The sequence below is a fragment of the Sphingomonas sp. Leaf37 genome, from assembly GCF_920939475.1.
Classification (GTDB): domain Bacteria; phylum Pseudomonadota; class Alphaproteobacteria; order Sphingomonadales; family Sphingomonadaceae; genus Sphingomonas.
This window is the reverse complement of sequence record NZ_CAKLAX010000002.1, coordinates 287,156-313,492: the sequence shown is the minus strand read 5'-3', so window position 1 is coordinate 313,492 and position 26,337 is coordinate 287,156. Positions and strand designations below refer to the sequence as shown.

24 protein-coding genes are annotated in these 26,337 nt (G+C 67.1%); 15 read left to right on the top strand and 9 right to left on the bottom strand.

Annotation, left to right across the window (positions count from 1 at the left end):
- Positions 1-33 precede the first annotated feature (33 nt).
- Together LRA87_RS06820 and LRA87_RS06815 are read left to right on the top strand one after the other, a co-directional pair.
- A complete protein-coding gene (locus tag LRA87_RS06820; protein WP_443024847.1) occupies positions 34-1,446 on the top strand; it encodes a serine hydrolase domain-containing protein in 1,413 nt (470 codons plus the stop codon).
- A 1-nt stretch (position 1,447) separates the two neighbouring features.
- Positions 1,448-2,809, top strand: a complete 1,362-nt coding sequence (locus tag LRA87_RS06815; protein WP_230630382.1) for a leucyl aminopeptidase family protein — start codon at positions 1,448-1,450, stop codon at positions 2,807-2,809.
- 304 nt (positions 2,810-3,113) lie between these two features.
- Here LRA87_RS06815 and LRA87_RS06810 read toward each other — a convergent pair whose 3' ends face one another.
- The gene (locus LRA87_RS06810; protein WP_230630379.1) at positions 3,114-3,857 is read right to left on the bottom strand and encodes an energy transducer TonB; all 744 of its coding nucleotides are present in this window, start codon (positions 3,855-3,857) and stop codon (positions 3,114-3,116) included.
- Between the two features lie 121 nt (positions 3,858-3,978).
- Positions 3,979-4,725: a triose-phosphate isomerase gene (gene tpiA, locus LRA87_RS06805; protein ID WP_230630377.1), complete on the bottom strand. Its 747-nt coding sequence runs from the start codon at positions 4,723-4,725 to the stop codon at positions 3,979-3,981.
- Between the two features lie 109 nt (positions 4,726-4,834).
- Here tpiA and LRA87_RS06800 point away from each other — a divergent pair, with 109 nt between their 5' ends.
- Both LRA87_RS06800 and trpE read left to right on the top strand, forming a co-directional pair.
- Positions 4,835-6,775, top strand: a complete 1,941-nt coding sequence (locus tag LRA87_RS06800) for a peptidylprolyl isomerase (RefSeq protein WP_230630374.1) — start codon at positions 4,835-4,837, stop codon at positions 6,773-6,775.
- A gap of 22 nt (positions 6,776-6,797) precedes the next feature.
- Complete coding sequence (gene trpE / locus LRA87_RS06795) at positions 6,798-8,279, top strand: anthranilate synthase component I (protein ID WP_230631175.1); 1,482 nt, start codon at positions 6,798-6,800, stop codon at positions 8,277-8,279.
- 56 nt (positions 8,280-8,335) lie between these two features.
- Here the strand turns inward: trpE and LRA87_RS06790 are convergent, their stop codons facing one another.
- The gene (locus tag LRA87_RS06790; RefSeq protein WP_230630372.1) at positions 8,336-8,767 is read right to left on the bottom strand and encodes a hypothetical protein; all 432 of its coding nucleotides are present in this window, start codon (positions 8,765-8,767) and stop codon (positions 8,336-8,338) included.
- Positions 8,768-8,928: 161 nt separating this feature from the next.
- Between LRA87_RS06790 and LRA87_RS06785 the strand changes: the two genes are divergently transcribed.
- From LRA87_RS06785 to lexA, 6 genes are read left to right on the top strand one after another with little or no spacing between them, the layout of a single operon-like run.
- Positions 8,929-9,513 carry an anthranilate synthase component II gene (locus LRA87_RS06785; protein ID WP_230630370.1) on the top strand — a complete coding sequence of 195 codons (585 nt, stop codon included), beginning with the start codon at positions 8,929-8,931 and terminating at the stop codon, positions 9,511-9,513.
- On the top strand, positions 9,510-10,505 hold the full coding sequence (trpD, locus tag LRA87_RS06780) for an anthranilate phosphoribosyltransferase (protein WP_230630368.1): 996 nt from the start codon (positions 9,510-9,512) through the stop codon (positions 10,503-10,505). Before LRA87_RS06785 ends, trpD begins: the two co-directional genes overlap by 4 nt.
- On the top strand, positions 10,502-11,278 hold the full coding sequence (gene trpC / locus LRA87_RS06775; RefSeq protein WP_230630365.1) for an indole-3-glycerol phosphate synthase TrpC: 777 nt from the start codon (positions 10,502-10,504) through the stop codon (positions 11,276-11,278). Before trpD ends, trpC begins: the two co-directional genes overlap by 4 nt.
- Positions 11,275-11,742: a cyclic pyranopterin monophosphate synthase MoaC gene (gene moaC / locus LRA87_RS06770; protein WP_230630361.1), complete on the top strand. Its 468-nt coding sequence runs from the start codon at positions 11,275-11,277 to the stop codon at positions 11,740-11,742. Before trpC ends, moaC begins: the two co-directional genes overlap by 4 nt.
- Before the next feature lie 4 nt (positions 11,743-11,746).
- Positions 11,747-12,925, top strand: a complete 1,179-nt coding sequence (locus LRA87_RS06765; protein ID WP_230631174.1) for a molybdopterin molybdotransferase MoeA — start codon at positions 11,747-11,749, stop codon at positions 12,923-12,925.
- 58 nt (positions 12,926-12,983) lie between these two features.
- Positions 12,984-13,673, top strand: a complete 690-nt coding sequence (gene lexA, locus LRA87_RS06760) for a transcriptional repressor LexA (RefSeq protein WP_230630357.1) — start codon at positions 12,984-12,986, stop codon at positions 13,671-13,673.
- 20 nt (positions 13,674-13,693) lie between these two features.
- Here the strand turns inward: lexA and LRA87_RS06755 are convergent, their stop codons facing one another.
- Entirely contained in the window at positions 13,694-15,907 is a 2,214-nt protein-coding gene (locus tag LRA87_RS06755) for a ComEC/Rec2 family competence protein (protein ID WP_443024845.1), read from the bottom strand.
- Between the two features lie 38 nt (positions 15,908-15,945).
- Between LRA87_RS06755 and gltX the strand changes: the two genes are divergently transcribed.
- The 3 genes from gltX to LRA87_RS06740 are packed head-to-tail and all read left to right on the top strand — an operon-like array spanning position 15,946 to position 18,864.
- Positions 15,946-17,361 carry a glutamate--tRNA ligase gene (gltX, locus tag LRA87_RS06750; protein WP_230631172.1) on the top strand — a complete coding sequence of 472 codons (1,416 nt, stop codon included), beginning with the start codon at positions 15,946-15,948 and terminating at the stop codon, positions 17,359-17,361.
- 16 nt (positions 17,362-17,377) lie between these two features.
- Positions 17,378-18,661, top strand: a complete 1,284-nt coding sequence (locus tag LRA87_RS06745) for a citrate synthase (protein WP_230630354.1) — start codon at positions 17,378-17,380, stop codon at positions 18,659-18,661.
- Positions 18,661-18,864, top strand: a complete 204-nt coding sequence (locus LRA87_RS06740; protein WP_230630350.1) for a hypothetical protein — start codon at positions 18,661-18,663, stop codon at positions 18,862-18,864. The genes LRA87_RS06745 and LRA87_RS06740 overlap by 1 nt, the downstream gene beginning before the upstream one ends.
- A 71-nt stretch (positions 18,865-18,935) precedes the next feature.
- Here the strand turns inward: LRA87_RS06740 and LRA87_RS06735 are convergent, their stop codons facing one another.
- The 4 genes from LRA87_RS06735 to LRA87_RS06720 form a co-directional block, all read right to left on the bottom strand.
- Positions 18,936-20,282, bottom strand: coding sequence for a PAS domain-containing sensor histidine kinase (locus tag LRA87_RS06735; protein ID WP_230630346.1), 1,347 nt, complete (start codon positions 20,280-20,282; stop codon positions 18,936-18,938).
- Complete coding sequence (locus tag LRA87_RS06730) at positions 20,279-21,379, bottom strand: DUF2336 domain-containing protein (protein WP_230630343.1); 1,101 nt, start codon at positions 21,377-21,379, stop codon at positions 20,279-20,281. Before LRA87_RS06730 ends, LRA87_RS06735 begins: the two co-directional genes overlap by 4 nt.
- Before the next feature lie 35 nt (positions 21,380-21,414).
- A complete protein-coding gene (locus LRA87_RS06725; RefSeq protein WP_230630340.1) occupies positions 21,415-22,545 on the bottom strand; it encodes a hypothetical protein in 1,131 nt (376 codons plus the stop codon).
- Between the two features lie 140 nt (positions 22,546-22,685).
- Positions 22,686-22,976 (bottom strand): Hpt domain-containing protein, encoded by a 291-nt coding sequence (locus LRA87_RS06720; protein ID WP_230630337.1) that lies wholly within the window; start codon positions 22,974-22,976, stop codon positions 22,686-22,688.
- Between the two features lie 99 nt (positions 22,977-23,075).
- Between LRA87_RS06720 and LRA87_RS06715 the strand changes: the two genes are divergently transcribed.
- Together LRA87_RS06715 and LRA87_RS06710 are read left to right on the top strand one after the other, a co-directional pair.
- Positions 23,076-25,376: a hypothetical protein gene (locus LRA87_RS06715; RefSeq protein ID WP_230630335.1), complete on the top strand. Its 2,301-nt coding sequence runs from the start codon at positions 23,076-23,078 to the stop codon at positions 25,374-25,376.
- Between the two features lie 374 nt (positions 25,377-25,750).
- Positions 25,751-25,957 carry a hypothetical protein gene (locus tag LRA87_RS06710; protein WP_230630332.1) on the top strand — a complete coding sequence of 69 codons (207 nt, stop codon included), beginning with the start codon at positions 25,751-25,753 and terminating at the stop codon, positions 25,955-25,957.
- Positions 25,958-26,051: 94 nt separating this feature from the next.
- Here the strand turns inward: LRA87_RS06710 and LRA87_RS06705 are convergent, their stop codons facing one another.
- Positions 26,052-26,336, bottom strand: coding sequence for a DUF1467 family protein (locus LRA87_RS06705; protein WP_230630329.1), 285 nt, complete (start codon positions 26,334-26,336; stop codon positions 26,052-26,054).
- Position 26,337: the final 1 nt, after the last annotated feature.

Genomic DNA, 26,337 nt, shown 5'->3' with positions numbered 1-26,337 from the left:
CTGACGGGAATATCCTGTTGCGTAGCGACGCGAATGTGGCAGCAAGCGGAGATGCTGTTTCGAACGCTTGCCGCCGCACTGGCGCTCACCGCCGCCCCCGCTACCCTCGCCGCGCAATCGCTGACGCTCGGCGAAATGAAGGCCGTCGACAAGGTCGTGGCGGAAGGCCTCGCCACCACAGGCACGCCGTCGGCCCAGATCGCGATCGTTCGCGACGGCAAGGTCGTGCTGGTGAAGGCGTACGGCAAGCAATCCGACGCCACGCCCGCCCGCACCGACGCGCCCTATCAGATCGCATCGATCTCCAAGCAGTTCACCGCCGCCGCGCTGCTCCTGCTCGAGGATGACGGCAGACTGTCAATGGACGACACCGTCGCCAAATACCTGCCCGGCATCAGCGGCGGCGACCGGATCACCATCCGCCAGTTGCTCAGCCACACCGCCGGCCTGCAGGATTACTGGCCGCAGGATTACAGCTTCGAAGCGATGGAAACGCCGACCAGCCCCGAGGCGATCGTCGATCGGTGGGGCAAGAAGCCGCTCGATTTCGCGCCCGGCACGCAGTGGCAATATTCCAATACCGGCTATGTGGTCGCCGGCATGATCGCCGAGAAAGCCGCCGGCGAACCGCTGATGGCGTTCCTCGACCGCCGCATCTTCAAACCGCTCGGTATCACGGCGTACGATCAGGACAAGGCGATCGGCGGACGCTTCCCGGTCGGCTACCACCGCAACGCCCTCGGCCCGGTCCGCGCCGCACCGCCGCCCGCCGACGGCTGGCTGTTCGCCGCGGGCGAATTGTCGATGAGCGCCGCCGATCTTGCCAAATGGGATGTCGCGCGGCTCAACCGCAGCCTGTTGCCCGCCGACGACTGGGCAGCGCAGGAAAAGCCGGTGCTGCTCGCGGACGGCAGCACCACCAATTACGGCCTCGGCGTCAGCCTGGGGAAGCGCGCCGGCCAGCCTTATGTTGAGCATAGCGGCGAAGCGGTCGGCTTCCTCTCCGAAAACATCGTGTTCCCGGAGCAAAAGGCGGCGATCGTCGTCCTCACCAACGCGGATTTCGGAGATGCTTTCGTCGCGATCGCCGGCGGCATCGCCAAGGTCGTCCTGCCCGCAGGAGCGGACGCGATCGAGGCGGACAAGACCAGGGCCGCCCGCGCGATGTACGATTCGCTGCGCAACGGCACGCTCGACCGCAAGCTGCTCACCGCCAACGCTTCCTATTATTTCACGCCTCAGGTCCTCGCCGATTACAGGTCCAGCCTGTCCGCGCTCGGCGAACCCACCGGCTTCGAACTCGCCGGGGCCAAGCGCCTGCGCGGCGGCTTCGTCCAGCGCCGCTACACCGTCACCTATCCCAAGCAGAAGCTGTCGATCGGCACCTTCGCCGAGCCCGACGGCGCGCAACGCTACGAACAATTCCTCGTCAGCCCGGCGAACTGAGATGCCCGACACCCTGCTCCAGCCCGACCGCGGCCAGCCCGCCCGTCCGATCGACCTGATCGCGCCCGCTGCCTTTGACGCATGGCTGTCGGCGCGGCCGCCGCGCGTCCGCGCAGCGCTCGCCGCGCAGCGCTTCACCGGCAAGCCGGGCACCCACGCCATCTACGCCGACGAGGATGTGCAGGCCGTGGTGATCGCCGACGCCCCCGGCCCGTGGACGCTCGCGAAGCTCGTCGAAGCGCTCCCTGCTGGCACCTATCGCGTCGCGGGAGACATCGGTCCCGCCGCGCTCGGCTGGCTGCTCGGCCAGTACCGTTTCGACCGCTATCGCAAGTCCGAAGACGCCGCCACTCGCATCCTGCTCACCACCGATGCCGCCGGGATCGAGGAAACGCTGCGCGTAGCCGCCGCGACTGCGCTCGTCCGCGACCTCGTCAACACGGGCGCCAGCGACTGCGGTCCCGCCGAGCTGGAGGCGCAGGCCGAAACGCTCGCACACCGGCATGGCGCGACGCTCATGGTCACCCGCGGCGATGCGCTCGCCACCGGCTATCCGATGATCCACGCGGTCGGACAGGCTGCGGTGAAGGAGCGCGCCCCGCGACTGATCGAGCTGGAATGGGGCGACCCTAGCCACCCCCGCGTCGCGATCGTCGGCAAGGGCGTGGTGTTCGATACCGGCGGGCTCGACATCAAGCCGTCGTCGGGCATGCGCCTGATGAAGAAGGACATGGGCGGTGCGGCGCACGCGCTGGCGCTCGCCAGGCTCGTGATGGCCGCGCGCCTGCCGATCCGGCTCCACCTGCTGATCCCCGCGGTCGAGAACGCGATCGCCGGCAACGCCTTCCGCCCCGGCGACGTGCTGCGCACGCGGCTGGGCCTGACCGTCGAGAACACCAACACCGACGCCGAAGGTCGCCTGATCCTCGGCGACGCCCTCACCAAGGTGGGCGAGGACGAGCCCGACCTGATCCTCGATTTCGCCACGCTCACCGGCGCCGCCCGCGTCGCGCTCGGCCCCGACCTGCCGCCGCTGTTCACCGACGACGAGGCGCTCGCCGCCGACCTGCTCGCCGCCGGCATTTCGCAGGACGACCCGCTGTGGCGCCTGCCGCTGTGGGACGGCTATGACGAGATGCTGAAATCCGACATCGCCGACATGGTCAACGCTCCCGATGGCGGGTTCGCCGGCGCGATCACCGCCGCCCTGTTCCTCCGCCGCTTCGTGCCGAAGGGCGTCACCTGGGCCCATATGGACGTCTTCGCCTGGCGCCCCAGCGCCAAGCCCGGTCGCCCGAAAGGCGGCGACGCCTACGCCCTGCGCGCCTGCTATGCGATGCTGAAGCAGCGGTATTCGCGCTAACGTCCGGTCACGACATCCAAGCTCGCAGCCTCCCTTGCAGGACAGGAACTTCCCCAGGGCATCGTCACCCCGGACTTGTTGGGCGGCTATGCCCTTCAGACAAGTAACCCCTGCTCTTCCCCGGCCTCCGCTCGGGAAGGCACTTGTCTTGGTGGGATAAATACGGACTTGTTCCGGGGTCCACCGTGCCGCGAGGGGATCACGAGAGGCTCCAGCATCACGTGTGGCCTCACCCTCGAATACGTCTGGGTTCACCAAGTAAAACAGAACGACCGGCCGACCCCGAACACCGATCCGTCCGCGCTCACCCGTCGATCGTTGGCGGATCGATATCCCATTGCTGATCGCGCAGCACCGTCGATCGCACCGGCCGTCCGCCGACATCGCGCCAGGGATCGTAGCGAAAGCGCTTCTCGATGGCGCGGCAGGTCGCCTGGTCCATCAGCGCGTTACCGCTCGATCGCACGACGCTGCACCCGGTCACGCGCCCGTCCGTCTCGACGCGATAGCGCACGCCGACGACGCCGCGAAACCCGACGTCAAGGATTGCATCGGGGATATCCGAGCCCTTGATTCGCCCGCTGATCAGCCGCGGCACGCGTTCCAGCCCGCTGCCGTCGCCATCGCCGTCCCCGCCGGCGCCATTGCCGTTGCCGATCCCGCCCGCGCCGGTGCCCGGCCCCGCGCGATCCGATGCGCCGGACGTCGCCTGCACACCGATGTTGGGCAGCGGTGCGACCACGATCGGCGGCGGCGGCGCGATCTGGATCACGGGAATCGGCGCGGTCACCTCGGTCGCCTTCGACCGCAGGTTCGGCGGCGACGCCTTGCCGCTCGGCCGATTGATCTTGCGTGGCGGCGGGATCCCGCGCTCCGGCGGCGGGGGTTCGGGCGCGACGACGAACGTCGACAACGCCTCCTGCATCGCGACCGGCGCCCCCCTGAACGCCAGCCCCAGCACCAGTGCGTAGCCGAGCGCCACCACGATCGCCGCAGTCAGTGCCGCCGCACCGAGCCTGTCGCGCAAGGGGGTGGGAGCCGTCATCATCCCCAGATGATGCACCGCCCCGCCTTTCGCAACGCTGACCGGCGCGGCTCCTAGCGCTTCGTCACCCCGGAACAAGGCCGGGGTCACGGAAGACGCTTGGCCAGCCCGAGGCAATCAGCCCCTAAACCCCCGCAGCTGCCTTGATGATCGGCACCAGCTTCGCCGCGGTCAGGCTCGCGCCGCCGACCAGCGCCCCATCGACATTTTCACAAGCGAGGATCGTCGCAGCATTCTCGCCGGTCACCGATCCGCCATAGAGGATGCGGACCCCGTCCGCCGCATCGCCGATAAGCATGCGCAGCTTGGCGCGGGCGATGGCGTGGATCGCGGCGATCTGTTCCAGCGTCGGGGTACGCCCGGTGCCGATCGCCCAGCGTGGTTCGTAGGCGAGCGTGAACCAGCTGCCGTCCGCATTGTCCGGCACCGATTTCTCGATCTGCGCCTGCACAACGCGTTCGGCCCGATCGGCATCGCGTTCCGCCTCGGTCTCGCCGCAGCAGGATATCACATGCAACCCTTGCCGCCGGGCCGCCGCTGCCTTCGCCCAGGCGTCGTGGCTCGTCTCGCCCTGATCCGCCCGGCGTTCGCTATGGCCGACGATGGCGAACCGTGCGCCGGCCTCGGCCACCATCGCCGCCGACACGCAGCCGGTATGCGCGCCACTGTCCGCCTCGTGAACGTCCTCCGCGCCGATCTGCAAGGTGGGCGCGCGCTCCGCCGCCGGTGTGATCAGTGTGAACGGCACCGCGATGGCGACATCGATGCCGGGCGCCGCTGCCGCCGCGGCAGCGATGCCGTCGAGTTCCGACAGGCTCGCGCGCGAACCGTTCATCTTCCAATTGCCCGCCACGAGCTTGCGCCGCGTCATCCAGCCTCCTGTTTTACACGTTAAACAGGCAATGCCGCGCCACGTGCTTGATGGCAAGGCGCAGCCCCCCTAAAGCGAGGCCGATTGTTCAAGGGACGATGGCCTCTCCATGCTCAGCTTCTTTCGCCGGATCATCAATTCCAAGGCCGGCATCGTCGTCACCTTTATCGTGCTGGGCGTGATCGCACTGGCCTTCGCCGCGGGTGACATCACGGGCATGGGCGGCGGTGCGATGACGCTGTCGGGCGACAACGTCGCGACCGTCGGTGGTGGAAAGGTCGGCGCGGCCGAATTGCGCAGCCGCGTCCAGACCGAATTGCAGGCCGCACGCCAGCAACAACCGGCCGCGACGATGGAACAGCTGTTGGCGCAGGGCGGCCTCCAGTCGGTGCTCGACCGTACGATCAACGGCATCGCGCTCGAGGAATTCGGTCGCGATCAGGGCATGGTCGTCAGCAAGCGGTCGATCGACGGCGTGATCGCGAGCATTCCGGGCCTGCGCGGACCCAACGGCCAGTTCGACCCGGCCAATTATCAGCGTCTGCTTGCCGATCAGAAGCTGACCGACGCTCAGGTTCGTACCGACATCGCCCGCGATATCATCGCGCAGCAACTGATGCTGCCGACACAGGGTGCAACCCAGGTGCCGATGAAGGTCGCACTGCCCTATGCCTCGCTGCTGCTGGAAAAACGGAGTGGTCAGGTCGCCTTTATTCCCGCCAAGGCGGTGGACACCGGCGCCGCGCCGACCGACGTCGAGCTCCAGGCGTTCTACCGTCGCAACATCGCGCGCTACACCGTGCCGGAACGTCGCATCATCCGTTACGCGCTCGTCTCGCCCGACCAGGTCAAGGCGCGCGCCGTACCGACCGACGCCGAGGTCGCCGCAGCCTATCGCCAGCAAGCGCCGCGCTTCGCCGCTGCTGAAAAGCGGACGATCAGCCAGGTCGTGATCGCCGATCAGGCTGGCGCGAACACCCTCGCCGCGAAGGTGAAGGGCGGAACGTCGATCGCCGATGCGGCCCGCGCCGCCGGTCTGGAGCCCGCCGTACAAAGCGGCGTGACCAAGCAGGCCTATGCCGCCGCCAGCACCGCCGGGATCGCCGATGCCGCCTTCGCTGCGCAGCAGGGTGGCGTGATCGGCCCGGTGCGTGGTCCGCTCGGCTGGATCGTCGCCCGAATCGAAGGAATCGAACAGGTCGCCGGCAAGACGCTTGAACAGGCGCGGCCCGAACTGGTGAACGAACTGACGAAGCAAAAGCTGCAACAAGCATTGTCGGACGTGCACGACAAGCTTGACGATGCGCTCGCCAAGAACGCGACCTTCGATGAGGCGGTCGCCGATCAGAAGCTGGCGGCGCAGACCACGCCGGCGCTGCTCGCCGACGGCGGCAATCCCGATGCTCCCGCCGGCGCTGCCGATCCGGCGATCACACCGATCGTCGCTGCCGCCTTCCAGATGGCGGAAGGGGACCCTGCACAGCTGGTGCCGGTCGGTTCCGAGGGTGGCTTCGCGATGGTCGCGATCGGCCGCGTTGTCGGCGCTGCGCCACGACCGCTGGCGCAGGTGCGTGACCGCGTAGTCGCCGACGTGACCGCCGATCGCGCCCGCGCCGCCGCACGCAGGCTCGCCTCCGATATCCTCGCCAAGGTCAACAAGGGGACGCCGCTGGCGCAGGCGCTGGCATCGTCGGGCCGCACGCTGCCGCCGGTGCAGCCAGCCAGCGCGACCCGGGCGCAGCTGACGTCGGCTCAAGGCGACGTCCAGCCCGCGCTCGCACTGATGTTCAGCATGGCGAAGGGCAATGCCAAGCTGCTGGAGGCACCGAACAATGCCGGCTGGATGATCGTCAAGCTTGATACGATCATACCCGGCAATGCGGCAGGAACACCGGAAGCCGTTGCGGGCGCCCGTGGCAGCATCGCGCGGATCGTCGGCCGCGAATATGCCGAGCAATTCGCTCGCGCCGTCCGCATCGCCGTGGGTGTCAAGACCGATGCGGCAGCGCTCGCGAAGGTGCGCGCCGATCTGGCCGGCAACGGCAACTAGAGTGGACGGCGACCGCGCCAACATGGCGGCGCTGACCGCAGGACGACCCGCGTTCGTCTGGCGGCGGCAGGTCGCCGATACGGAAACGCCGGTCGCCGCCGCACTCAAGCTGATCGAGGCCGGTCGGGGCGACTATTTGCTCGAATCGGTGGAGGGTGGCGCGACACGCGGTCGCCACAGCCTGATTGGACTTGCCCCGGATCTCGTCTTTCGCGCGCGCGGAAACGTCGCAGAGATCAATCGCCACTGGGCAACCGATCGCGACGCGTTCGAACCCGCCGGCCAGTCGACGCTGACGGCGTTGCGTGCATTGGTCGCGGAATGCCGTGGCGACGTACCGGCGGAGCTACCACGCGCGCTCGCCTGCCTCGTCGGGTATTTCGGCTACGAAACCATCGGCCTCGTCGAGCGGCTCGATCAGCCGGCCGCCGACCCGCTGGACCTTCCCGACATGCTGTTCGTGCGGCCCACCGTGATTTGCGTGTTCGATCGTCTGGCGGACGCTTTGTACCTCGTCGCGCCGGTATGGCCGGATGCGTCGCGCGACCCCGCGACCCTGCTGGCGGCGGCGGAGGAGCGGCTGGACGCAACCGCTGCGGCCCTCGCGAACACGCCCCTGCCCACGCCTGTACGCGCCGAGCCGATCGAATCGGTCTACACGCCTGCGATGGCGCCCGAGCGCTACGCGGCGATGGTAACGCGGGCTCAGGATTACATTCGCGCCGGCGACGTATTCCAGGTCGTGCTGGCGCAGCGGTTTTCCACACCGTTCACGCTGCCGCCGCTCGAACTCTACCGCAGCCTGCGCCGAATCAACCCGTCTCCGTTCCTTTATCATCTCGACCTGCCTGGCTTCGCGCTGATCGGGTCGAGCCCCGAAATCCTCGTCCGCGTCCGCGACGGGCAGGTCACGATCCGGCCGATCGCCGGCACGCGGTCGCGGGGCAAGACCGCCGCGGAGGATGAGGCGAACCGCGACAGCCTGCTCGCCGATCCGAAAGAGCGCGCCGAACATCTTATGCTGCTCGATCTCGGACGCAACGACGTCGGTCGCGCCGCCGCACCCGGATCGGTCCGCGTCACGGCAAGCTACGGCATCGAATTCTACAGCCACGTCATGCACATCGTTTCGAACGTGGTCGGTGACCTTTCGCCGGCAGCCGACGCGATCGACGCGCTGTTTGCCGGCTTCCCCGCCGGCACCGTCAGCGGCGCGCCCAAGGTGCGCGCCTGCCAGATCATCGCCCAACTGGAACCCGAGCGGCGCGGCGCATACGCAGGCGGCGTCGGCTATTTCTCGCCCGACGGATCGATGGATTCCTGTATCGTCCTGCGCACCGCGATCGTGAAGGACGGGACGATCCACGCACAGGCCGGTGCCGGCATCGTCGCCGACAGCATTCCCGAATACGAACAGCGCGAATGCGAGGCGAAGGCAGGCGCCATCCTCGCGGCCGCGCGCGACGCTATCGCCCGGGCTGCGGAGGGTAGCTTCGCTCAATAGCTGGATTTGCCTGAAGCCACCCGCCTCCGCTCACGATGACGCGGGTCGCGGCCCCTTCAGGGAACCTGGCTCTCCGCATCCCGCTGGGCACGCCGCTCCGCCGCCCACGCGCGGTTAGTCGCCAGCGCACATCCGCTCTGACCGCCGGTACCGACCGCGGAGCATGTATCCGGCAGACCGCCAGCGACGCGGCTGACCTGATCCACCGTCGCCACGCGATTCCCCCAGGCCTGGTTCTGCGCCGGGATTGGACCGCTGTCACGGAACTGCTTCGGAATGCGATACGGTTGGTCGAGCGTCGAACAGACGACGATTTCGGTATCGCTGCTCTGCGGACAGGATTGCCCCGCACCTAGCGTGACGCTGCGCACACGCTGTGGCGGCGAGGATGCCGATGTGCCCGCCTGTGCGTCATCCGCTGGCGCGGTCTGCGCTCCCGCGATCGACGGCAGGCCGATCAGGACGGCGAAAAGCAACGGGCGGATCATGACGGGCGTCTCCTTCGCGGGCTCAACGTGTGGAAGGCACGATTGTCTCCCACGCTGCAGCGCCCCGTCCGCAATAGGACGCGACACATTGCCGCAAGATTGCGGGCTCGCAAGATTGCAACAGACGTTGCGCGGCGGTGGCCATCGGCTATGGCGGCGCGATGATCCTCGTCGTCGACAATTACGACAGCTTTACCTGGAACCTCGTCCACTACCTGATGGAATTGGGTAGCGAGGTCGAGGTGGTGCGCAACGACGCCATTTCGGCCGGACAAGCGCTGTCGTCGGGGGCGCAGGCGTTCCTCATTTCGCCGGGGCCCTGCACCCCGACCGAAGCAGGCGTCAGCCTCGACCTCGTCGCCGCCGCCGCGGACGCCGGCCGCCCGCTGCTCGGCGTGTGCCTCGGCCATCAGGCGATCGGCCACCATTTCGGCGGTCGGGTGGAACGGGGCGGCCTGATGCACGGCAAGACCTCGCCCGTGATCCACGACGGCACCGGCCTGTTTCAGGACCTGCCCTCGCCCTTCACCGCGACCCGCTATCACAGCCTGATCGTCAACGACGTGCCTGCGCCGCTGGTGGTCAATGCGCGGGCGGAGGACGGCAACGTCATGGGCTTCCGGCACGAGACGCTGCCCATCCACGGCGTTCAGTTCCACCCCGAAAGCATCGCCACCGAACATGGCCATGCAATGTTGGCGAACTTCCTGCGCATCGCCGGCATCCCCGTGAAGGCGCACGCGTGACCGCTTTCACGTTGCTTCCCGATCCATCGACCCCGCTGGCGCGGGAGACCGCGGCGCAGGCCTTCGCCGACATCCTCGACGCCCGCGCGTCGGCGGACGCAATCGGCGAATTCCTCATTGCCCTGTCCGATCGCGGCGAAACCAGCATCGAGATTGCTGAGGCGGCACGTGCCCTTCGCGAACGGATGATCCCGATCGCCGCTCCGGTAGGCGCCATCGACGTTTGCGGTACCGGCGGAGATGGTCACCACACGCTGAACGTCTCGACTGCGGTCGCGCTGGTCGTGGCGGCGTGCGGCATTCCCGTTGCCAAGCATGGCAACCGCGCCGCCTCGTCGAAGGCCGGCGCCGCCGACACTCTGGAGGCGATCGGCCTCGACATGGCGATTGCCGGCGCGACCGCAGAGGGCAGTCTTGCCGAACTGGGCATCGCGTTCCTGTTCGCTGCGAACCATCATCCCGCGATGGCCCGGATCACGCCGATCCGCCGCCGCATCGGCAAGCGTACCGTGTTTAACCTGATGGGTCCGCTCGCCAACCCCGCGCGGGTCACTTGCCAGCTGATCGGCATCGCCCGTCCCGACTACGCCACCCTTTATGCCGGGGCGCTGGAGCAGCTCGGCAGCGAACGTGCTGCGGTCATCTCCGGGGAAGAGGGACTGGACGAACTGTCGACCGCCGGCCCAAGCCTCGCCGTGAATGTCGGCGCCGCCGCGCTGCCGGGCCGGATCGTGCCCGAAGATGCCGGCCTGCCCCGCCATCCGCTCGCCGCCATCCGCGGCGGCGATCCCGCCTATAACGCCGCCGCGCTGCGTCGGCTGCTCGCGGGCGAGCAGGGTGCGTATCGCGATGCGGTGCTGCTCAACGCCGCAGCCGCGCTGGTGGTGGCCGGACGCGGCGCATCGCTGGTCGCGGGCGCGCAGATGGCCGCGCATGTTCTCGACGATGGCAGCGCCGGTGCGCTGCTCGACCGCTGGATAGCCTACCGATGACCATCCTGTCCCGAATCATCGAAACCAAACGTGCCGAGGTCGCGGCACGCAAGGCGACGACCAGCCTCGCCGATCTGGATGCCCGGATCGCGGACGTTACCAAGCCGCGGGGATTTCGTGCCGCGCTGGACGGCCGGGCCGGTCTGGCGCTGATCGCCGAGATCAAGAAGGCCAGCCCTTCGAAGGGGCTAATCCGCGAAGACTTCGATCCGCCGGGGCATGCGCGGGCCTATCAGGCGGGCGGTGCGGCATGCCTGTCGGTGCTGACCGACGAGCAGTGGTTTCAGGGGTCGGACGATTACCTGATCGCGGCGCGTGCCGCCTGCGACCTGCCGGTGATCCGCAAGGATTTCATGGTCGACCCTTGGCAGGCGACCGAGAGCCGCTCGATCGGGGCCGACGCCATCCTGATCATAGTCGCAGCGCTCGACGACAACCAGATGGCGGAGATCGAGGCGTCGGCGATAGATTGCGGCATGGACGTGCTGGTCGAGGTTCACGACAGGCATGAACTCGAACGCGCCCTGAAGCTCAAATCGCGTATGATCGGCGTCAACAACCGCGACCTTCGCGACTTCACCGTCGATTTCGCCCGTACCTACGAACTGGTCGGCAAGGCCCCCAAAGGCTGCACCTTTATCGCGGAGAGCGGATTGGAAACGCGCGCCGACCTCGATGCGATGGCTGAACACGGCGTTCGCTGCTTCCTGATCGGCGAGGCGTTGATGCGTCAGCCGGATGTCGAGGCCGCGACGCGGGCGCTGATCGCATGACCGGCCTGACGCATATCGATGCGGATGGCGCAGCGCATATGGTCGATGTCGGCGACAAGGCGATCACGGCACGGCGCGCGGTGGCAACGGGTCACATCGCTATCGCCGCCGACGCCTTACAGGCGATCCGTGACGGCGCCGCCAAAAAGGGCGACGTGCTAGCGGTGGCCCGGATAGCCGGGATCATGGCCGCCAAGCGGACCGCGGATCTGATCCCGCTGTGCCACCCCCTCCCCCTCACCCGCGTCACCGTCGATCTGGCGATCGACGCGACCGGTATCACCGTTACCGCGCTGACCGCCACCGATGGCAAGACCGGCGTCGAAATGGAGGCTCTTACTGCGGTCTCGGTCGCGCTGTTGACGATCTACGACATGGCGAAGGCGATGGACCGCGCGATGACGATCGGGGCGATCCGTCTGTTGGAAAAAGCGGGCGGGCGGTCCGGTGACTGGCACGCCTGACGTCATGCCGCTGATGCCGATCGCCGACGCGCAAGCGCATCTGTTTGCGATGGCGAAACCGGTCGCGATCGCGGAGGTGCCGCTCGCCGGCGCCGCAGGCCACTGGGCAGCGAGCGATATATACGCCCGTCGCACCCAACCCGCGAGCGACCTGTCGGCGATGGACGGCTATGCGATCCGTTTCGCCGATCTCCCCGGTCCATGGACGATGACTGGCGAAAGCGCGGCAGGTCGACCGTCCGCCGGCACCGTCGGGCCGGGCGAGGCGATACGCATTTTCACTGGGGCGGCGATGCCGGATGGCGCCGACACCGTGATAATCCAGGAGGAGGTCGACGCCGATGGTGCGACCATCCGCCTGACCGGCGAAGGCCCGCTGACACGCGGCCGCAACACACGCCGGCGCGGTCTGGATTTTTCGGACGGCGACCGGATCGTCGTCGCGGGTGATCGCATCACCCCTGCCCGCATTGCAGTGATGGCCACCGCCGGCGTTGCGAGCCTGTCGGTGCGCCGCCCTGTCCGCGTCGCGATATGTGCAACCGGCGACGAACTGGTCGAACCCGGTAGCAACAACGTCGGCGCCCTGCCCGAATCGAACCGTGCGATGCTGTCGGCGATGTTCGCAGACCTGCCGGTTCAGATCGTCGATCTCGGCATTCTTCCTGACCATCTCACCACGCTGCGGGATGCGTTCGCGGCCGTGGATACCGACGTGCTCGTGACCACCGGTGGCGCATCCGTCGGCGATCACGACCTCGTTCGCCCCGCGATCGAGGCAGCGGGCGGCGTCATCGACTTTTGGCGTATCGCGCTGCGGCCGGGCAAGCCGATGATGGCGGGCCGCCTCGGGTCCACCGTCGTCATCGGGTTGCCCGGCAATCCGGTGTCGGCGTTCGTAACGGCGTTGCTGTTCGTCAAGCCATTGATCGCACATCTGTCCGGCGCGCGGAATCCCCTGCCTCATGGCACGCGGATAATCCTGGGTGAGGATTTGCCCCCGAACGGCGGACGCACCGATTATCTCCGCGCCGAGATTCGCGACGGCCGTGCTTATGCCTCGACCATACAGGACAGCTCGATGCTTCTGACGCTGGCGCGGTCGCAATGCTTGATCGTACGACCGATCGACGCCCCCGCCGCCCGCGCCGGCGACTCGGCGGAAATCCTCGTCATCGCTTGACGGCGCCAATTGTGTTCCCTAGAAGTTCCGCGTCTGTTCTGACGGGGAAGGACCGCCCATGCTCACGCGCAAGCAGCACGAGCTCGTTTGCTTCATTAATGACCGGCTGGAAGAAACCGGTATCTCACCCTCGTTCGAGGAGATGAAGGACGCGCTCGACCTCAAGTCCAAGTCCGGCGTCCATCGCCTGATCAGCGCCCTTGAGGAACGGCATTTCATCCGCCGCCTCCCCAACCGGGCGCGGGCGCTCGAAGTATTGCGGATGCCCGAACGAACCGAGCGCAAGGCCAGCGCACCGGCGGGCACGCCGACGCCGACGGCCTCAAAGGGAGCGAACGTGCGTGCCGCTCCCTCGCCGGCCAATGATGTGATCGAGATTCCGCTGCACGGCCGCATCGCCGCCGGCGTGCCGATCGAGGCGTTCGAAGGCAGTTCGATGCTCGCCGTTCCTGCCGCGTTGCTGGGATCAGGTGAGCATTACGCGCTGGAGGTATCGGGTGATTCGATGGTGGAGGCGGGTATCCTCGACGGGGATTACGCGCTGATCCGCCGCACCGACGTCGCACGCGATGGCGAAATCGTCGTTGCCCTGATCGAGGATGCGGAAGCGACACTGAAATACTTCCGTCGCGAAGGGGCGATGATCCGCCTTGATCCCGCAAACCGCTCCTACGAGCCGCAGCGCTACGCGCCTGCGCACGTGCGGGTGCAGGGCAAACTCTCCGGTATCCTGCGCCGCTACGATTGAACCGATCGCGCGCCGGGCGATCACGATGGAGGAACAAGATCGCGCTGTGTTTGGACGTGCCTCACCCGTCGTAAACGACCATCATCCCCGCTGCGTGGTTTACGTGGCGGCATGATGACGGGCGGGTTTAGCCACGGGTGGCGATCGGCCGGCTGACGGACTGTCGCGGCCACGTCGTCCTCGAACACCACCGCCACCCCGCCGGTACGCCGCAACGTCGGCGCATCCAGCTTCAGCCAGCGCGGTCTGCATCCCCGTGGCAAGCGGCGTTCGCTGACCACGATATCCGCCCGGCGGCAGGCGACGACCAGTTCCGGCCATGCCACCGGATAGGTGCTGCGGGTGGCGAGCACGCGCCAGCGCCTGCCTTTGGTGACGATCTCGACGAGGCAGAGGTCACGCGTGCAGCCCGCGTCAGGCTGATCGGCCAGCAACAGCGGTTCCCCGTCGACGCCGCCATTCTCCGCCAGCATGTTGCGAGTGTAATCCCCCGCCCGATCGCGCAGCAAGGCCAGCCCGCCGCGCACCCGCACCGCCATATGCCGGCCATCGTTCGTCACCAGCAAATCGGGTGGCGACGCCATACCGGCCCAGATCGCCCCGATCGCGCAGGGGATCAGCCCCAGTCTGCGCCAGCGCGTTCGCCACAGGGCCAGCCACAGTCCGCCCGCCACCATGCACCCGAAGGCCGCGGCTGGCATCGACGGCACCGCCACCGCCGCTCCGGGTGCCGCTGCGACCACATGGGCGAGCCATAGCAGCAGTCGCAACGCCACATCGGTCAGCCACCACGCCGGCGCGCCGAGGCCGAAGACGTCGAGGATCAGCGCCATCGCCTCCAGCGGCATCACGACGAACGTCGTCAGCGGAATGGCGACGATGTTCGCGGCGGCGCCGTACAGTCCCGCCTTGTGGAAATGGAAGACCGCGATAGGCATCAGCGCGGCCTCGACGGCGACACCGGTCAACAGCAGCGATCCGAACGCTCGCAGCATCCGGCGGACCATACCGTCGTCCCGTGGGGCGAACCACGATCCGACGCGAGGATGCTCGTGCAACGCGACGATCGCGACGATCGCGGCGAACGACAACTGGAAGCTCGCCCCCATCAGTGCCTCCGGCCACGCCAGCAGCACGGCGAGCGCCCCCGTCGCGACCAGACGCAATGTCACCGCCTGCCGCCCCATCGCCAGGGCCGCCAGCACCAGCAGCGCGGCGACGCAGGACCGGATCGTCGGCACTTCGGCGCCGGTCAGCAAGGTATAGCCGATCGCGGCGCCCGCCCCCGCGCCCGCCGCCACCAGCGGCAGGCGTACCCGGATCGCGAGCCACGGCGAGAGGGCGAGCAGCCGCAGGACAACCGCCATCGTCGCGGCAACTGCGGCCGTGATATGCAATCCGCTGACCGACAGCAGATGCGCCAGCCCCGCCCGCCGCATCGCCTCGGAATCGGCTTGCGCGATCGCACCCTCGTCGCCGGTGGCTAGAGCGGCGGCGATGCCACCCCGGCTGCCCTCCAGCCGATCCGTGATATGCGTGGTCAGCGACGTCCGCAGATTGCCGGCCGGCTTGCCCGATGCGATCACCGTTACCGGTGCGAAGCCGCGGCCGGTCGCACCGATCCCGGAAAACCACGCGACCCGCGCGAAGTCATAGGCGCCGGGCACCGACGCAGCGGGCGGAGGCATCAGCCTCGCCCGCAATACGACACGCGCGCCTTGCGCCAGTGTGGCCGGAACATCGGCCTGGGCCAGATTGACGCGGATGCGGGGCGGCAGGCCGATGCCCGCATCGGTCCGTATCGTCAGCCGCACCAGATCGCGCGCCGCCAGCGGTTCCAGCCGTTCCACTTGGCCGGCGACCTGCACGACCGCCGGTCTGGCGAGCACCGGCGCGGCGACGCGATCCGCACGCCACCACGTCAGCCCCAGTCCCGCCGCGACCGTCAGCGCTCCGATCGCGACGGCATGCGTCGCCCGTCCGCCCCGCGCCGCCGCGAGTGCTCCAAGGGCGATGGCAACGCACAGAAGGATCGCGATACGCCAATGCGGCGCATCCGGCAGCAGAAACCAGCCGGCGATACCGATACCCAGTGCGACCGGCAGCCACAGAACCACTTGATCCCGCTCGGCATCGAGCCACGCTTCGACACTATCGTGCAACGCCTGAAGCGTTTGCGGCGTTTGAAGGCGCTGGGGGCGCGTGCTAGGGGCCGCAGCGGCTGAACTGGCCATGACCTTACGAACTGTGGGAGCAGGCGCGGTTGAGCGCAATGATTGATCAGGACGCCGGCGCGGCGGCCCACCCGAAGACCGGTATCGTGACGCGTTTCGCGCCGTCGCCGACGGGATATCTGCACCTTGGCGGCGCCCGCACGGCGCTGTTCAATTGGCTCTATGCGCGCCATCACGGCGGCACGTTCCTGCTGCGGATCGAGGATACCGATCGCGCGCGATCGACGCAGCCGGCGATCGACGCGATCCTGTCTGGGCTGACGTGGCTGGGCATCGACTGGGATGGCGATGCGGTCTTCCAGTTCGCCCGCGCCGACCGCCACGCCGAGGTCGCGCACCAGATGGTTGGGAGCGGTCACGCATATCGCTGCTACATGACACAGGAAGAGATCGCCGCGCAGCGCGCCGCGGCGCAGGCGGCGAAGCAGCCGTTGCGCGTCCGCTCGCCATGGCGCGATCGCACGGATCATCCGGAGGGCCAGCCTTTCGTCGTGCGACTCAAGGCTCCGCAGGACGGTGCGACGACGATCGAGGATCGCGTGCAGGGATCGGTCACGGTCCAGAACGCCGAGCTCGACGACCTCATCCTGCTGCGATCCGACGGCACACCGACCTATATGCTCGCGGTGGTGGTCGACGATCACGACATGGGCGTGACGCACGTCATCCGTGGCGACGATCACCTCAACAACGCTTTCCGCCAGCTGCCGATCTATAGGGCGAATGGCTGGCCCGAGCCGATCTACGCCCACATCCCGCTGATCCACGGCACCGATGGCGCGAAGCTGTCGAAGCGGCACGGCGCGGTCGGGATCGAGGCATATCGCGACGAGCTCGGCATCCTGCCCGAAGCGTTCGACAACTACCTGCTGCGGCTGGGCTGGGGCCATGGCGACGACGAGATCATCAGCCGCGAACAGGCGACCGAATGGTTCGACCTCGCCGGCGTCGGCAAAAGCCCCTCGCGCTTCGACATCAAGAAGCTGGAAAACCTCAACGGGCACTACATCCGTCAGGCGGACGACGCGCGGCTCGCCGGACTGGTGGCCGACATCGGCGGTTATCCGGATGTCGATCTGCTGACCCGGGCGATGCCGGTGCTGAAGGCGCGGGCAGCCAATCTCAACGAACTGAGCGACGGCGCCCGGTTCCTATTTGCGGTTCGCCCGCTCGACATGGATCAGGCCGCTCTGGACCTGCTCGGTGGCGGTGCGCCGCAGCTCCTCGCTGCACTGCACGCCGCGCTTGACGCGGTGCAGCAGTGGGATCAGGAGGCAATCGAAGCAGCGGTACGGCAGGTGGCCGACGGTCAGGGCGTCAAGCTCGGTCAGGTCGCCCAGCCGCTCCGCGCCGCTCTCACCGGGCGCAAGACGTCGCCCGGAATCTTCGACGTGCTCGCGCTTCTCGGCAAGGAGGAAAGCCTCGGCCGAATCGCGGACCGGATGACAGTCTGATAGGAAGGACAACGACATGACCGAAGCCGCCAAAGTATCCCTGGACGGTAAGGACCTCGAGTATCCGGTCATGTCCGGCTCGGTTGGTCCGGACGTCGTGGATATTCGCAAATTCTACGCGCAGACCGGTTCGTTCACCTACGATCCCGGCTTCACCTCGACCGCATCGTGCCAGTCGGCGCTGACCTATATCGACGGCGACGAAGGCGTCCTGCTGCACCGCGGCTACCCGATCGGCGAACTCGCCGAGAATTCCAGCTTCATGGAAGTCGCATACCTGCTGCTCAACGGCGAACTGCCGTCGGCGGACGAACTGACCGGCTTCAACACCACGATCACGCGCCATACGATGGTGCACGAACAGCTCGCGGCGTTCTTCCGCGGCTTCCGTCGCGACGCACATCCGATGGCGATCATGTGCGGCGTCGTCGGCGCGCTGTCGGCGTTCTACCACGACTCGACCGACATCCACGATCCGGTGCAGCGCACGATCGCGTCGCATCGCCTGATCGCCAAGATCCCGACGATCGCGGCAATGGCCTACAAGTACAGCGTCGGACAGCCGTTCCTGTATCCGGACAATTCGCTGTCCTACACCGGCAACTTCCTGCGCATGACGTTCGGCGTTCCGGCTGAGCCGTATGAGGTCAACCCGGCGGTCGAAAAGGCGATGGACCGCATCTTCATCCTCCACGCCGATCACGAACAGAACGCCTCGACCTCGACCGTGCGCCTTGCCGGTTCGAGCGGCGCCAATCCGTTCGCATGCATCGCGGCGGGCATCGCCTGCCTGTGGGGTCCGGCGCATGGCGGCGCCAACGAAGCCGCGCTCAACATGCTGCGCGAGATCGGCACGCCAGAGCGCATTCCGGAATATATCGCGCGCGCCAAGGACAAGAACGATCCGTTCCGTCTTATGGGCTTCGGTCACCGCGTCTACAAGAACTACGATCCGCGCGCGACCGTGATGCAGAAAACGGTGCGCGAGGTGTTCGATGCGCTGAAGGTCAACGATCCGCTGTTCGACACCGCACTGCGGCTGGAAGAACTGGCGCTGTCGGACGATTACTTCATCGAGAAGAAGCTGTTCCCGAACGTCGATTTCTATTCGGGCGTCATCCTGTCGGCGATCGGTTTCCCGACCGAGATGTTCACCGTGCTGTTCGCGCTCGCCCGCACCGTCGGCTGGGTCGCGCAGTGGAACGAGATGATCACCGATCCCGACCAGAAGATCGGCCGTCCCCGCCAGCTCTACACCGGCCCGACTCAGCGTAGCTACGTACCGGTCGGTCAGCGCTGATGCGCCGCGCCCGGCCGGTCCTGATCGCCATCGGCGTCCTGATGACGCTGATGGGATTGCTGTGGATCGGCCAGGGGCTGGGTTACGTCCATTGGCCGCAGTCGAGCTTCATGCTCGACCAGCGGCCGTGGGCCGATCGTGGCGCGGGGCTGGCGGTCGCGGGATTGTTGCTGATCCTCGTCGCCCGGCGGATGCGGCGGTAGGTAACGGCGTTCCTGCGAACGTGGGAGCATCAAAAGTCAGGCCGGCCCTGCGGACGCAGGAATATCAAAGGTCAGGCGGGCAGCGTCAGCGTGAAGCGCGCACCGTCACCGGGCGTGCTTTCCACCGTCAGATTGCCCCCCATCGCGCGCGCCAGTCGCCGGGCGATATAGAGACCCAGACCGTTGCCACCGACTTCCGAGGGATCGACACGCTCGAACTTCTCGAAGATCCGCTCCTGATCCTGCGGCGCGATGCCCTTGCCCTGATCGGCCACCACCGCCTCGGCCATGCTTCCGTTCCGGGTCACGGTGACGCTGACCACGCCGCCCTCCGGCGAATACCGCACGGCATTGCCGATCAGATTGACCATGATCTGCAGCGCACGACCGAAATCGCCCGCCGCCGGTACGCGAAGATCGGGCAAGGGTCGCGCGATAGCCACCCCGGCATTGCCGGCGCGTACCGACAGCAATCCGGATGCCCGTCGCGCCACATCGGCAAGGTCGATCGGCTCGGTCTGCAGGCTGAAATCGGATCGTTCCACCGCCTGCAGATCGACCAAGTCGTCGACCAGCCCCAGCAGATGTCGGCCGGCATTGGCGATGTCCGATGCATAATCGACATAATCCCGCTGCACCGGCCCCTCGGCCTCCGCGTGGATCGTGTCGGCATGAGCGATGATCTTCGCCAGCGGACTACGCAAGGCCTTGTCCAGCCCCTGTGTGAAGCTGGCGGACACCGCCGGTGCGGCGGCCACGGGTTCCGCCTCCGCTTCCGCCGCACGTGCGGCACCGGTCAGTCCGGCGAATTCTCCGGCAGCGTCCTGTTTCACATCGGCTGTCAGCACCATACGCACATCGCCATGGCGCAATCGCGCCCGCTGCTCGCGCATCGGCTTGCGACGCGCGACCGCCTCCAGGATCGGGAGCGCACCGTCACCCGCCGCATCGAGTGTGAACAGGGCCGTTACCGGTTGGCCCAGCATCGACAACGCATCGACGCCGAACCGTCGCGCAGCATCGATCGACACGAACGTCAGCCGCAACCCGGCGTCGGTCTCCCATCCCATATCCTCGTCGTCCAGGACGATCGTGCTGCGGGCGGCAAGCGGCTGTGGCCGGACTTCCCGCCACCCGCTGACGGCCATGCGAACGCCCTTCCCCTCCGGCTGGACCCGCACCCATAGATCGAGATCAGCGTCCTGATCGGCAACGCGGACGCTACGCGACACGAGGATGCCCAAGCGCGACGCCAGCCGTGCGGCCGTCGCAAGTTGCGGCACTGCCAGTCGATCGCCCAGTGCCCCTCCGGCCTGATCGTTGAGTGCCATCAGCGCCGGGTCGGCTGCGATCAGGCGACCATCGCAATCGAGAGTTGCGTGACTGACCGGCACGTCCGGAAGACCATCGAGCCTCATCGCGTCGCCTCCCGCGCCAATGCATCGATCGCCAGCCGCAGATCGTGGTGCAGCGTCAACGGCGCCAGCGCCGATCGGGCGGCGGCAAAAGGAATTGCGGCGATCTCGTCCAGATCGTCGGCGAATGCCTCGATATCGCGGCGGGGATCGGCATCGGCGAGTGCAAGCGCGATCGTCGCGATCGTCGCCCGGTCCAGCCCGGCCGCGCGCAATACCAGCCAAAGCCGATCGCCTTCGGGTTCGAGTACGATCGCGCGTGCGCCTTCGAAATCCAGATCGACCGCGCGTCCCAGCACGGCGATGAACACCAGCAAACGACGATCGCCGAGCGAATCGATCAATAGCTCGGCGATCTCGTCCGTTCGGGCATCGATCGCGGCGGCTAGGCGGACGGCGAGCGCCTCCGGCCGCTGTCCCTCGTCGTGTGCGGAGAGGCTGCGTTGTGCCGCCTCGACGATCGCGCGATCGACGATCGGGTCTTCGCCGACGGATGCGACCTGGCCTTCGCGGATCGACGCCGCAACCCACCAGACCAGTTGATGATGGCGTTCGGCCGGCAGTGCCCCTGACGGTATGCGGCCCTGTTCCGCTGCGGTTCGCCGTCGCGCCTCCGCTGACAGCAACGCCCGTGCGGCGGCAGCGACAACGCCATCGTCGACATCGGCCAGCCGTATCAACAGACTAGGCTGCTCTGGCGCTATGACGACCGGTGCCAGCGCATCGCCGATCAGCCCACATCGCACCTGCGCGATCACCTCGTCCATCAGCAGCCGATCACGCAACAAGCCCGCGCGCGACAGCCGCCGTACGACGTCTTCATGACCGCGCAGCAGACCTTCCGCCAGCCGATCGGCCCCTTGCCCCGATAGCAGCCGGGCAGCGTGCCGGCGTATCTCGGTCTCGATTTCCTGCACGACCGCAGCGAGGAACCGGCCCAGCGTCAGCCGGGTCCGCTCGTCGAGCCGCACATCGTCGGCAAGAAAGAAATCATCGATCGCGCCCGACAGGCGCACGTCCGCTACTGCGCCCATCCGGCGAGCAGCGCTGATGCGGGTGCCGGGCGATGCACGCCCTGCCTGTTCCGGTCCGACCGACATGGCCTGACGCTTACCCTTCCATCATTAAAGGAGCGCTAAGGCTCCCGCCGCAATCGTTCGATCGCTGATGCAGCCGTCGCGGCGGCATAGGTCGCCGCGACACCCAGTCCCGCCACCGGAGCGGCCAGCACGGCACCCAGCCAGACCAGCGTCAGATACCCCGCGGCGCTGCCCCACCACGTCCGGCGTTCGATCCCGTCGGCAGCGCGTTCGGCGAACACCGCCAGCACGATGACGCCGATCGCCAAAACCCACGGCGCCCCGTCGCCGCTGAACTGCGACGCATCGTAGCCATAGGCTAGCGCCGCCAGCCCCGGGAGCGCAACGGCGGCGGCATCCAGCCCCCGCCGTACGGCCGGTTCGTCGCGCAGATCGGCGAGAATCGCACCAAGCGAGAACCCCATCGATGCCAGCACGCACAGCAGCAGCCCCGCGACCGGATGCGAGAAAGCCACCAACGCCAGCCCCAGCAAACCGCCGGCACCGGCCCCTGCGGCCACCGCTCCGGCGGGCACGCGACGCGGGACCAGCATCGGCACCAGCGCCCGGGCCAGCGGGGCGATGATGAAGCGTTCGAACCAGCCGCGGCGTCCGGAAATCATCGACGCCATGGCGGCCCGACTACGAATGTCCAGCGCCGCCCCCGAATGGCCCACGCCATGGCCCCCGCGCATCGCGTCGTGCTGCAGCACCACATGGACTGCCCGCGCCTGCGAAGCGAGCCGGACCAATGTCGATTGCACGTCGTAATCGCGCGGCATCGCGGCAAGCTCGCTCACCCGTCGCGGTTCCAGCCGTGCCACTCCGGCCCAGACCGTTCCGCCACCAAGCCGTTCATACCCCTGCCCCGCCTGATCCTCGGGCATCACCAGCAAGGCATCGCCGCCCTCGCGCGCCAGCATCGCCAGCGTCGCCTCGGTCGTGGTCAGCCCGTCGGCCAGCATCAGGATGCGCGATAGCGGGTGCAACTTTTCCGCCGCTTCCGCCGCCGTGCGTACCGTATCCACCGCGATGCCACGCCTGCCGATCCGGGCAATAGCGCCGAGCAGTTCGGGGGTCAGTCGCGCAACGAGGATGACGATCTGCGATGCACCGGCGGCAAGCAGCAAGCGTGCTTGATATTCGACCAGCGTCACCCCGCCAAACGGCAGCGTCGCAGTCAACATCGCGGGTCGATCATCCGCATCGTGCATAGCGAAAAGGAGGCCGGCGAGCATTCTCACGCTGTTAAGCGGAGTTGGTGCCGGTGCCTAGGGTCGAAACGGCATCCGCACGGCCGCGCCGGGCGAGTTCGACGGCGGTTACATCAAAGGCGCGCGACGGATCGCTTCAGCTTCATCATCACCGCGGCATCGCCCATCCGATCGGATGCTTCCGCGGCAAGTGCCATCAGCCGGATCGCGCCGAAGCTGGCGGCAAGTCCCTTCAGACGTGCAGCGGCGTCGCGCCACTCCTCGTGCGTTCGGGCCGCTTCCAGCGCCGCCAGCGCGCGCCCGGCGCTCTCGACAAACGCCAGCCGCAGCTCGGCGATCAGCGCGGGTTCGTCACCCACTGCCGCCGCCAACGCCGCATCGATCGCACCCGGATCATAAGCCATGCCGGGGCTGTAGCGCGATGGTGCTTAACCAAGTGTTGCGGTTTCGCTTTATGACGTGCGCGAAGACGGTTAGGCTGGGCGGGTACGAACGGGGGTTCCATGATCATCGACATCCGGGCGGACGCCGCCGCCATCAGCGACGCACGGGGCCACGCAAGCCACGAATCGATGGGTGGGCACGCCCGCGAAGACCAGTACGAAAGCAGGGACGAGATGGTCTGGACCGAAGCCGTCGAACCAGAAACCCGCACGATCGGCTGGCTGGCTCCCGCCGTCGCGATTGGCGTCTGTGTGGCATGGCTCGTCGGGATGCTGTGGTTCGCACGGGATCAAATCGCATTCATGACGCCGGTGGCGCTTGCCCAGTTCCTTGCGACGCTGGCCGTCGTCCCGACGCTGGTAGGCGTAATCTATCTGCTCGCGATGCGGACCAGCCGGCGCGAGGCTCGCCGGTTCCATGAAACCGCGCACGGCATGCGGGCAGAGGCGGCGAGCCTCGAACGGACGATGTCCGCGATCTCGGCATCGCTCGACGCCAATCGTCGGCAACTGGCCGAACAGATCACGACGTTGATGGCGATGGGCGACGGCGCGAACGAACGGCTCACGGCGGTCGGCCGCGGCTTGACGCTGGAAATCGGTCAGGCAGACGCTCATGCCAACGCACTGTCCCATGCGGCGACAGAAGCGCAGGCGAGCCTGGGCGTCTTGATCGCGTCGCTGCCGCGCGCGAAGGCCGATGTCGATGCGGTTCAGCAGATGCTCGAGCAGACCGGACTGTCTGCCAGCGCGCATGCGGCGGCGCTCGAGGCGCAACTCGCGGCGTTGGCCGAACGTGGTCGCGATGCCGATATGGTGGCGGGCAGCGCTGCGCAGAAGCTCGCTGCACACATTACGCGTATGGAGGCGACCAGCGAAACCGCCGGTGCCCGTCTGGAAGCGGTAACAGCCGATATGTCGACGGCGGTCGATGCCCTCCTCGGTCGTACCGCCGACGCGGTGGACGAAGCGCGCAAGGGTATCGCGACGCAGGGCGATGCGATGCTGGCGATGCTGCGTGCCAATCAGGCCGCACTCGACAGCGCCGCCCGCGACAGTGCGGGGGCACTGGCCGAACGGATCGTCGCTGTAGAGGACGTCATCGATCGCGTCACATTGCGGCTGGAGGATCAGCGCGCTGCCAGCGACACATTGCTGGCCGGACTCGATGCCGGGATCGGCCGCGTCGAAAGCCGGCTCGACATCCTCCATACGCAAGGTAACGAACGCTCGCAGTTGCTTGCCGCATCGATCAGCGCGCTTGGCGGTTCCGCGGACGCAATGACCGAGGCATTGAAGGCCGGCGATGCGATGGCGAGCCGCACGATCGGTACGACCGAATCACTGCTGATCGCGCTGGATGCGGCCGCGCGCGAGATCGACGAGACGCTGCCCGACGCGCTGACACGGCTGGACGTCAAGATCACCGCAAGCAAGCAGGTCGTGGGCGCCGCCAAGCCGGAACTGCTGGCGCTGGTGACGGCGGCCGAAAGCACGCACGACGCGATCGAGGCGATTGCCGGCGTGATCGCCGAACAGCGCCGCACGGTCGATCAATTATCCGGCACGTTGCTCCAGACCCTGAGCGACGGCCGCGCAAAGGCCGACGCACTGGGTATGATGGTCGATGAGACGATCGATCGCACGCATCGCTTCGCCGAAGAGGCCGCGCCACGTCTGGTCGATGCGCTGCTCCGCGTCCGGGACACGGCCGCCGTTGCGGCCGACAAGGCGCGCGAAACGCTGGCAACGGTCATCCCGGACGCTGCAAGCCAGCTGGAAGCGGCCAGCGCCGAGGCGATGCGCCGTGCCACCAGCGACACCGTCGAACGGCAGGTTCGTGCGATCGTCGACGCTACCGGCCACGCGGTGGATGCCGCCACGCGCGCGACGGACCGGCTGTCGGCGCAGGTGCAACAGATCCTCGATCAGACAGCGATCATCGAAACGCGAATCGAGGACGCGCGTAGCGAACGGGACGAAGCCGAACGCGACACCTTTGCCCGTCGCGCATCGCTGCTGATCGAATCACTCCATTCGGCATCGATCGACATTACCAAGGCATTCGCGCCCGAAGTGTCGGACAGCGCGTGGGCGGCGTATCTGAAGGGCGATCGCGGCGTCTTCACCCGCCGTGCGGTGCGCGTGCTCGAACCCGGCGATGCCCGCGACATCGCGCGACTGTATGATGACGATACGCCGTTCCGCGAGGCGGTGAATCGTTATATCCACGATTTCGAAAGCATGTTGCGCACCATCCTCGCCCAACGTGACGGGTCGCCGCTCAGCGTGACCTTGCTGTCGTCCGACATGGGCAAATTGTACGTCGCTCTGGCGCAGGCGATCGAACGGCTGCGCTGATGCGCAATCGGTGGCTATTCAAGCCCTTCTACGCAGATTTGCATTCGGATCGGCGGATTGGGTTTCCGATATCTCGCCACCCAAGTTTGTTGAGCGGCTGTCCCCTATTCATACGGACCTCTTGCTCTTCCTCGCAACCATCGGGGCCAGTTACAGTGAAGCACGCTGTCGCCGACATCAGTAGCCGTAAAGCGCCTGCAAGCGGATTCCGGCCGATGCCAAGAGAGTATAGCCCAGACGATAAGAACTGACGCGTTATGGAAGCTCTGAGTAACCATGAGTACTGCGGCAGGCTTCCCGGTCTTTCTCGGCATAACCACGTATTCCGGAATATCGCCGGGTGAGACGTGCTAGGCTGAACATGCAAGCCCTTGATGCTGGTGTTGTCCGCCTCAATTGATCGTCGGTCGATCCTCGCACACCGGCTCGGCCGCCAGATCGTCGATCGCCATTGCGATCCGTGCCGCGATCTGATGCATGCCCTCACGGTCCATCAGGCGCAGGGCTCGCGCGAGGAGCTCAAGCGTCTGGAGGCAAGTCGGGTTCACGATGGCGGGCCTTTCGACGAGGGAGAAACGTAAACGCAGGATAGCCCCGTTCCGGTCCCTATAACCCGATGAAACCGCGCAATCGCCGACGCAGCAATGACATGTAATATTCTCGGCAGGTCGCCGGTCACATCTGTTTGTAGACCTCGTCACGATTGAACAGGTCGAGCATCTGCGGCGTCACCCAGCCATAGATATAATTGGCGACAAACAACGCGAACAACAGCGTTGCAACGATGGTCACGCGGACGAGCAGTCGACCAAGCCGGAATTCATGCGGGGCGCTTTCCGCCTGACCGGGGATGTGGTCACCCCCGGCCTCACGCGTCGTGCGCACGCCCCACGGCAGCACCAGAAACACCGAAAACGCCCAGAAGAGGACGTAGATCGCCAGCATCGACGTCCACTTCATC

Bases quoted from the DNA above. Each gene is read 5' to 3' on its own strand.
- trpC (WP_230630365.1), top strand. From the start codon at position 10,502: ATGACCATCCTGTCCCGAATCATCGAAACCAAACGTGCCGAGGTCGCG.
- LRA87_RS06790 (WP_230630372.1), bottom strand. From the start codon at position 8,767: ATGATCCGCCCGTTGCTTTTCGCCGTCCTGATCGGCCTGCCGTCGATC.
- LRA87_RS06820 (WP_443024847.1), top strand. From the start codon at position 34: ATGTGGCAGCAAGCGGAGATGCTGTTTCGAACGCTTGCCGCCGCACTG.
- LRA87_RS06730 (WP_230630343.1), bottom strand. From the start codon at position 21,379: ATGTCGGTCGGACCGGAACAGGCAGGGCGTGCATCGCCCGGCACCCGC.
- LRA87_RS06765 (WP_230631174.1), top strand. From the start codon at position 11,747: ATGCCGCTGATGCCGATCGCCGACGCGCAAGCGCATCTGTTTGCGATG.
- LRA87_RS06755 (WP_443024845.1), bottom strand. From the start codon at position 15,907: ATGGCCAGTTCAGCCGCTGCGGCCCCTAGCACGCGCCCCCAGCGCCTT.
- LRA87_RS06815 (WP_230630382.1), top strand. From the start codon at position 1,448: ATGCCCGACACCCTGCTCCAGCCCGACCGCGGCCAGCCCGCCCGTCCG.
- gltX (WP_230631172.1), top strand. From the start codon at position 15,946: ATGATTGATCAGGACGCCGGCGCGGCGGCCCACCCGAAGACCGGTATC.
- tpiA (WP_230630377.1), bottom strand. From the start codon at position 4,725: ATGACGCGGCGCAAGCTCGTGGCGGGCAATTGGAAGATGAACGGTTCG.
- moaC (WP_230630361.1), top strand. From the start codon at position 11,275: ATGACCGGCCTGACGCATATCGATGCGGATGGCGCAGCGCATATGGTC.
- lexA (WP_230630357.1), top strand. From the start codon at position 12,984: ATGCTCACGCGCAAGCAGCACGAGCTCGTTTGCTTCATTAATGACCGG.
- LRA87_RS06785 (WP_230630370.1), top strand. From the start codon at position 8,929: ATGATCCTCGTCGTCGACAATTACGACAGCTTTACCTGGAACCTCGTC.
- LRA87_RS06715 (WP_230630335.1), top strand. From the start codon at position 23,076: ATGATCATCGACATCCGGGCGGACGCCGCCGCCATCAGCGACGCACGG.
- LRA87_RS06720 (WP_230630337.1), bottom strand. From the start codon at position 22,976: ATGGCTTATGATCCGGGTGCGATCGATGCGGCGTTGGCGGCGGCAGTG.
- LRA87_RS06710 (WP_230630332.1), top strand. From the start codon at position 25,751: ATGCTGGTGTTGTCCGCCTCAATTGATCGTCGGTCGATCCTCGCACAC.
- LRA87_RS06740 (WP_230630350.1), top strand. From the start codon at position 18,661: ATGCGCCGCGCCCGGCCGGTCCTGATCGCCATCGGCGTCCTGATGACG.
- LRA87_RS06705 (WP_230630329.1), bottom strand. From the start codon at position 26,336: ATGAAGTGGACGTCGATGCTGGCGATCTACGTCCTCTTCTGGGCGTTT.
- LRA87_RS06810 (WP_230630379.1), bottom strand. From the start codon at position 3,857: ATGATGACGGCTCCCACCCCCTTGCGCGACAGGCTCGGTGCGGCGGCA.
- LRA87_RS06800 (WP_230630374.1), top strand. From the start codon at position 4,835: ATGCTCAGCTTCTTTCGCCGGATCATCAATTCCAAGGCCGGCATCGTC.
- LRA87_RS06735 (WP_230630346.1), bottom strand. From the start codon at position 20,282: ATGAGGCTCGATGGTCTTCCGGACGTGCCGGTCAGTCACGCAACTCTC.
- trpE (WP_230631175.1), top strand. From the start codon at position 6,798: ATGGCGGCGCTGACCGCAGGACGACCCGCGTTCGTCTGGCGGCGGCAG.
- LRA87_RS06725 (WP_230630340.1), bottom strand. From the start codon at position 22,545: ATGTTGACTGCGACGCTGCCGTTTGGCGGGGTGACGCTGGTCGAATAT.
- LRA87_RS06745 (WP_230630354.1), top strand. From the start codon at position 17,378: ATGACCGAAGCCGCCAAAGTATCCCTGGACGGTAAGGACCTCGAGTAT.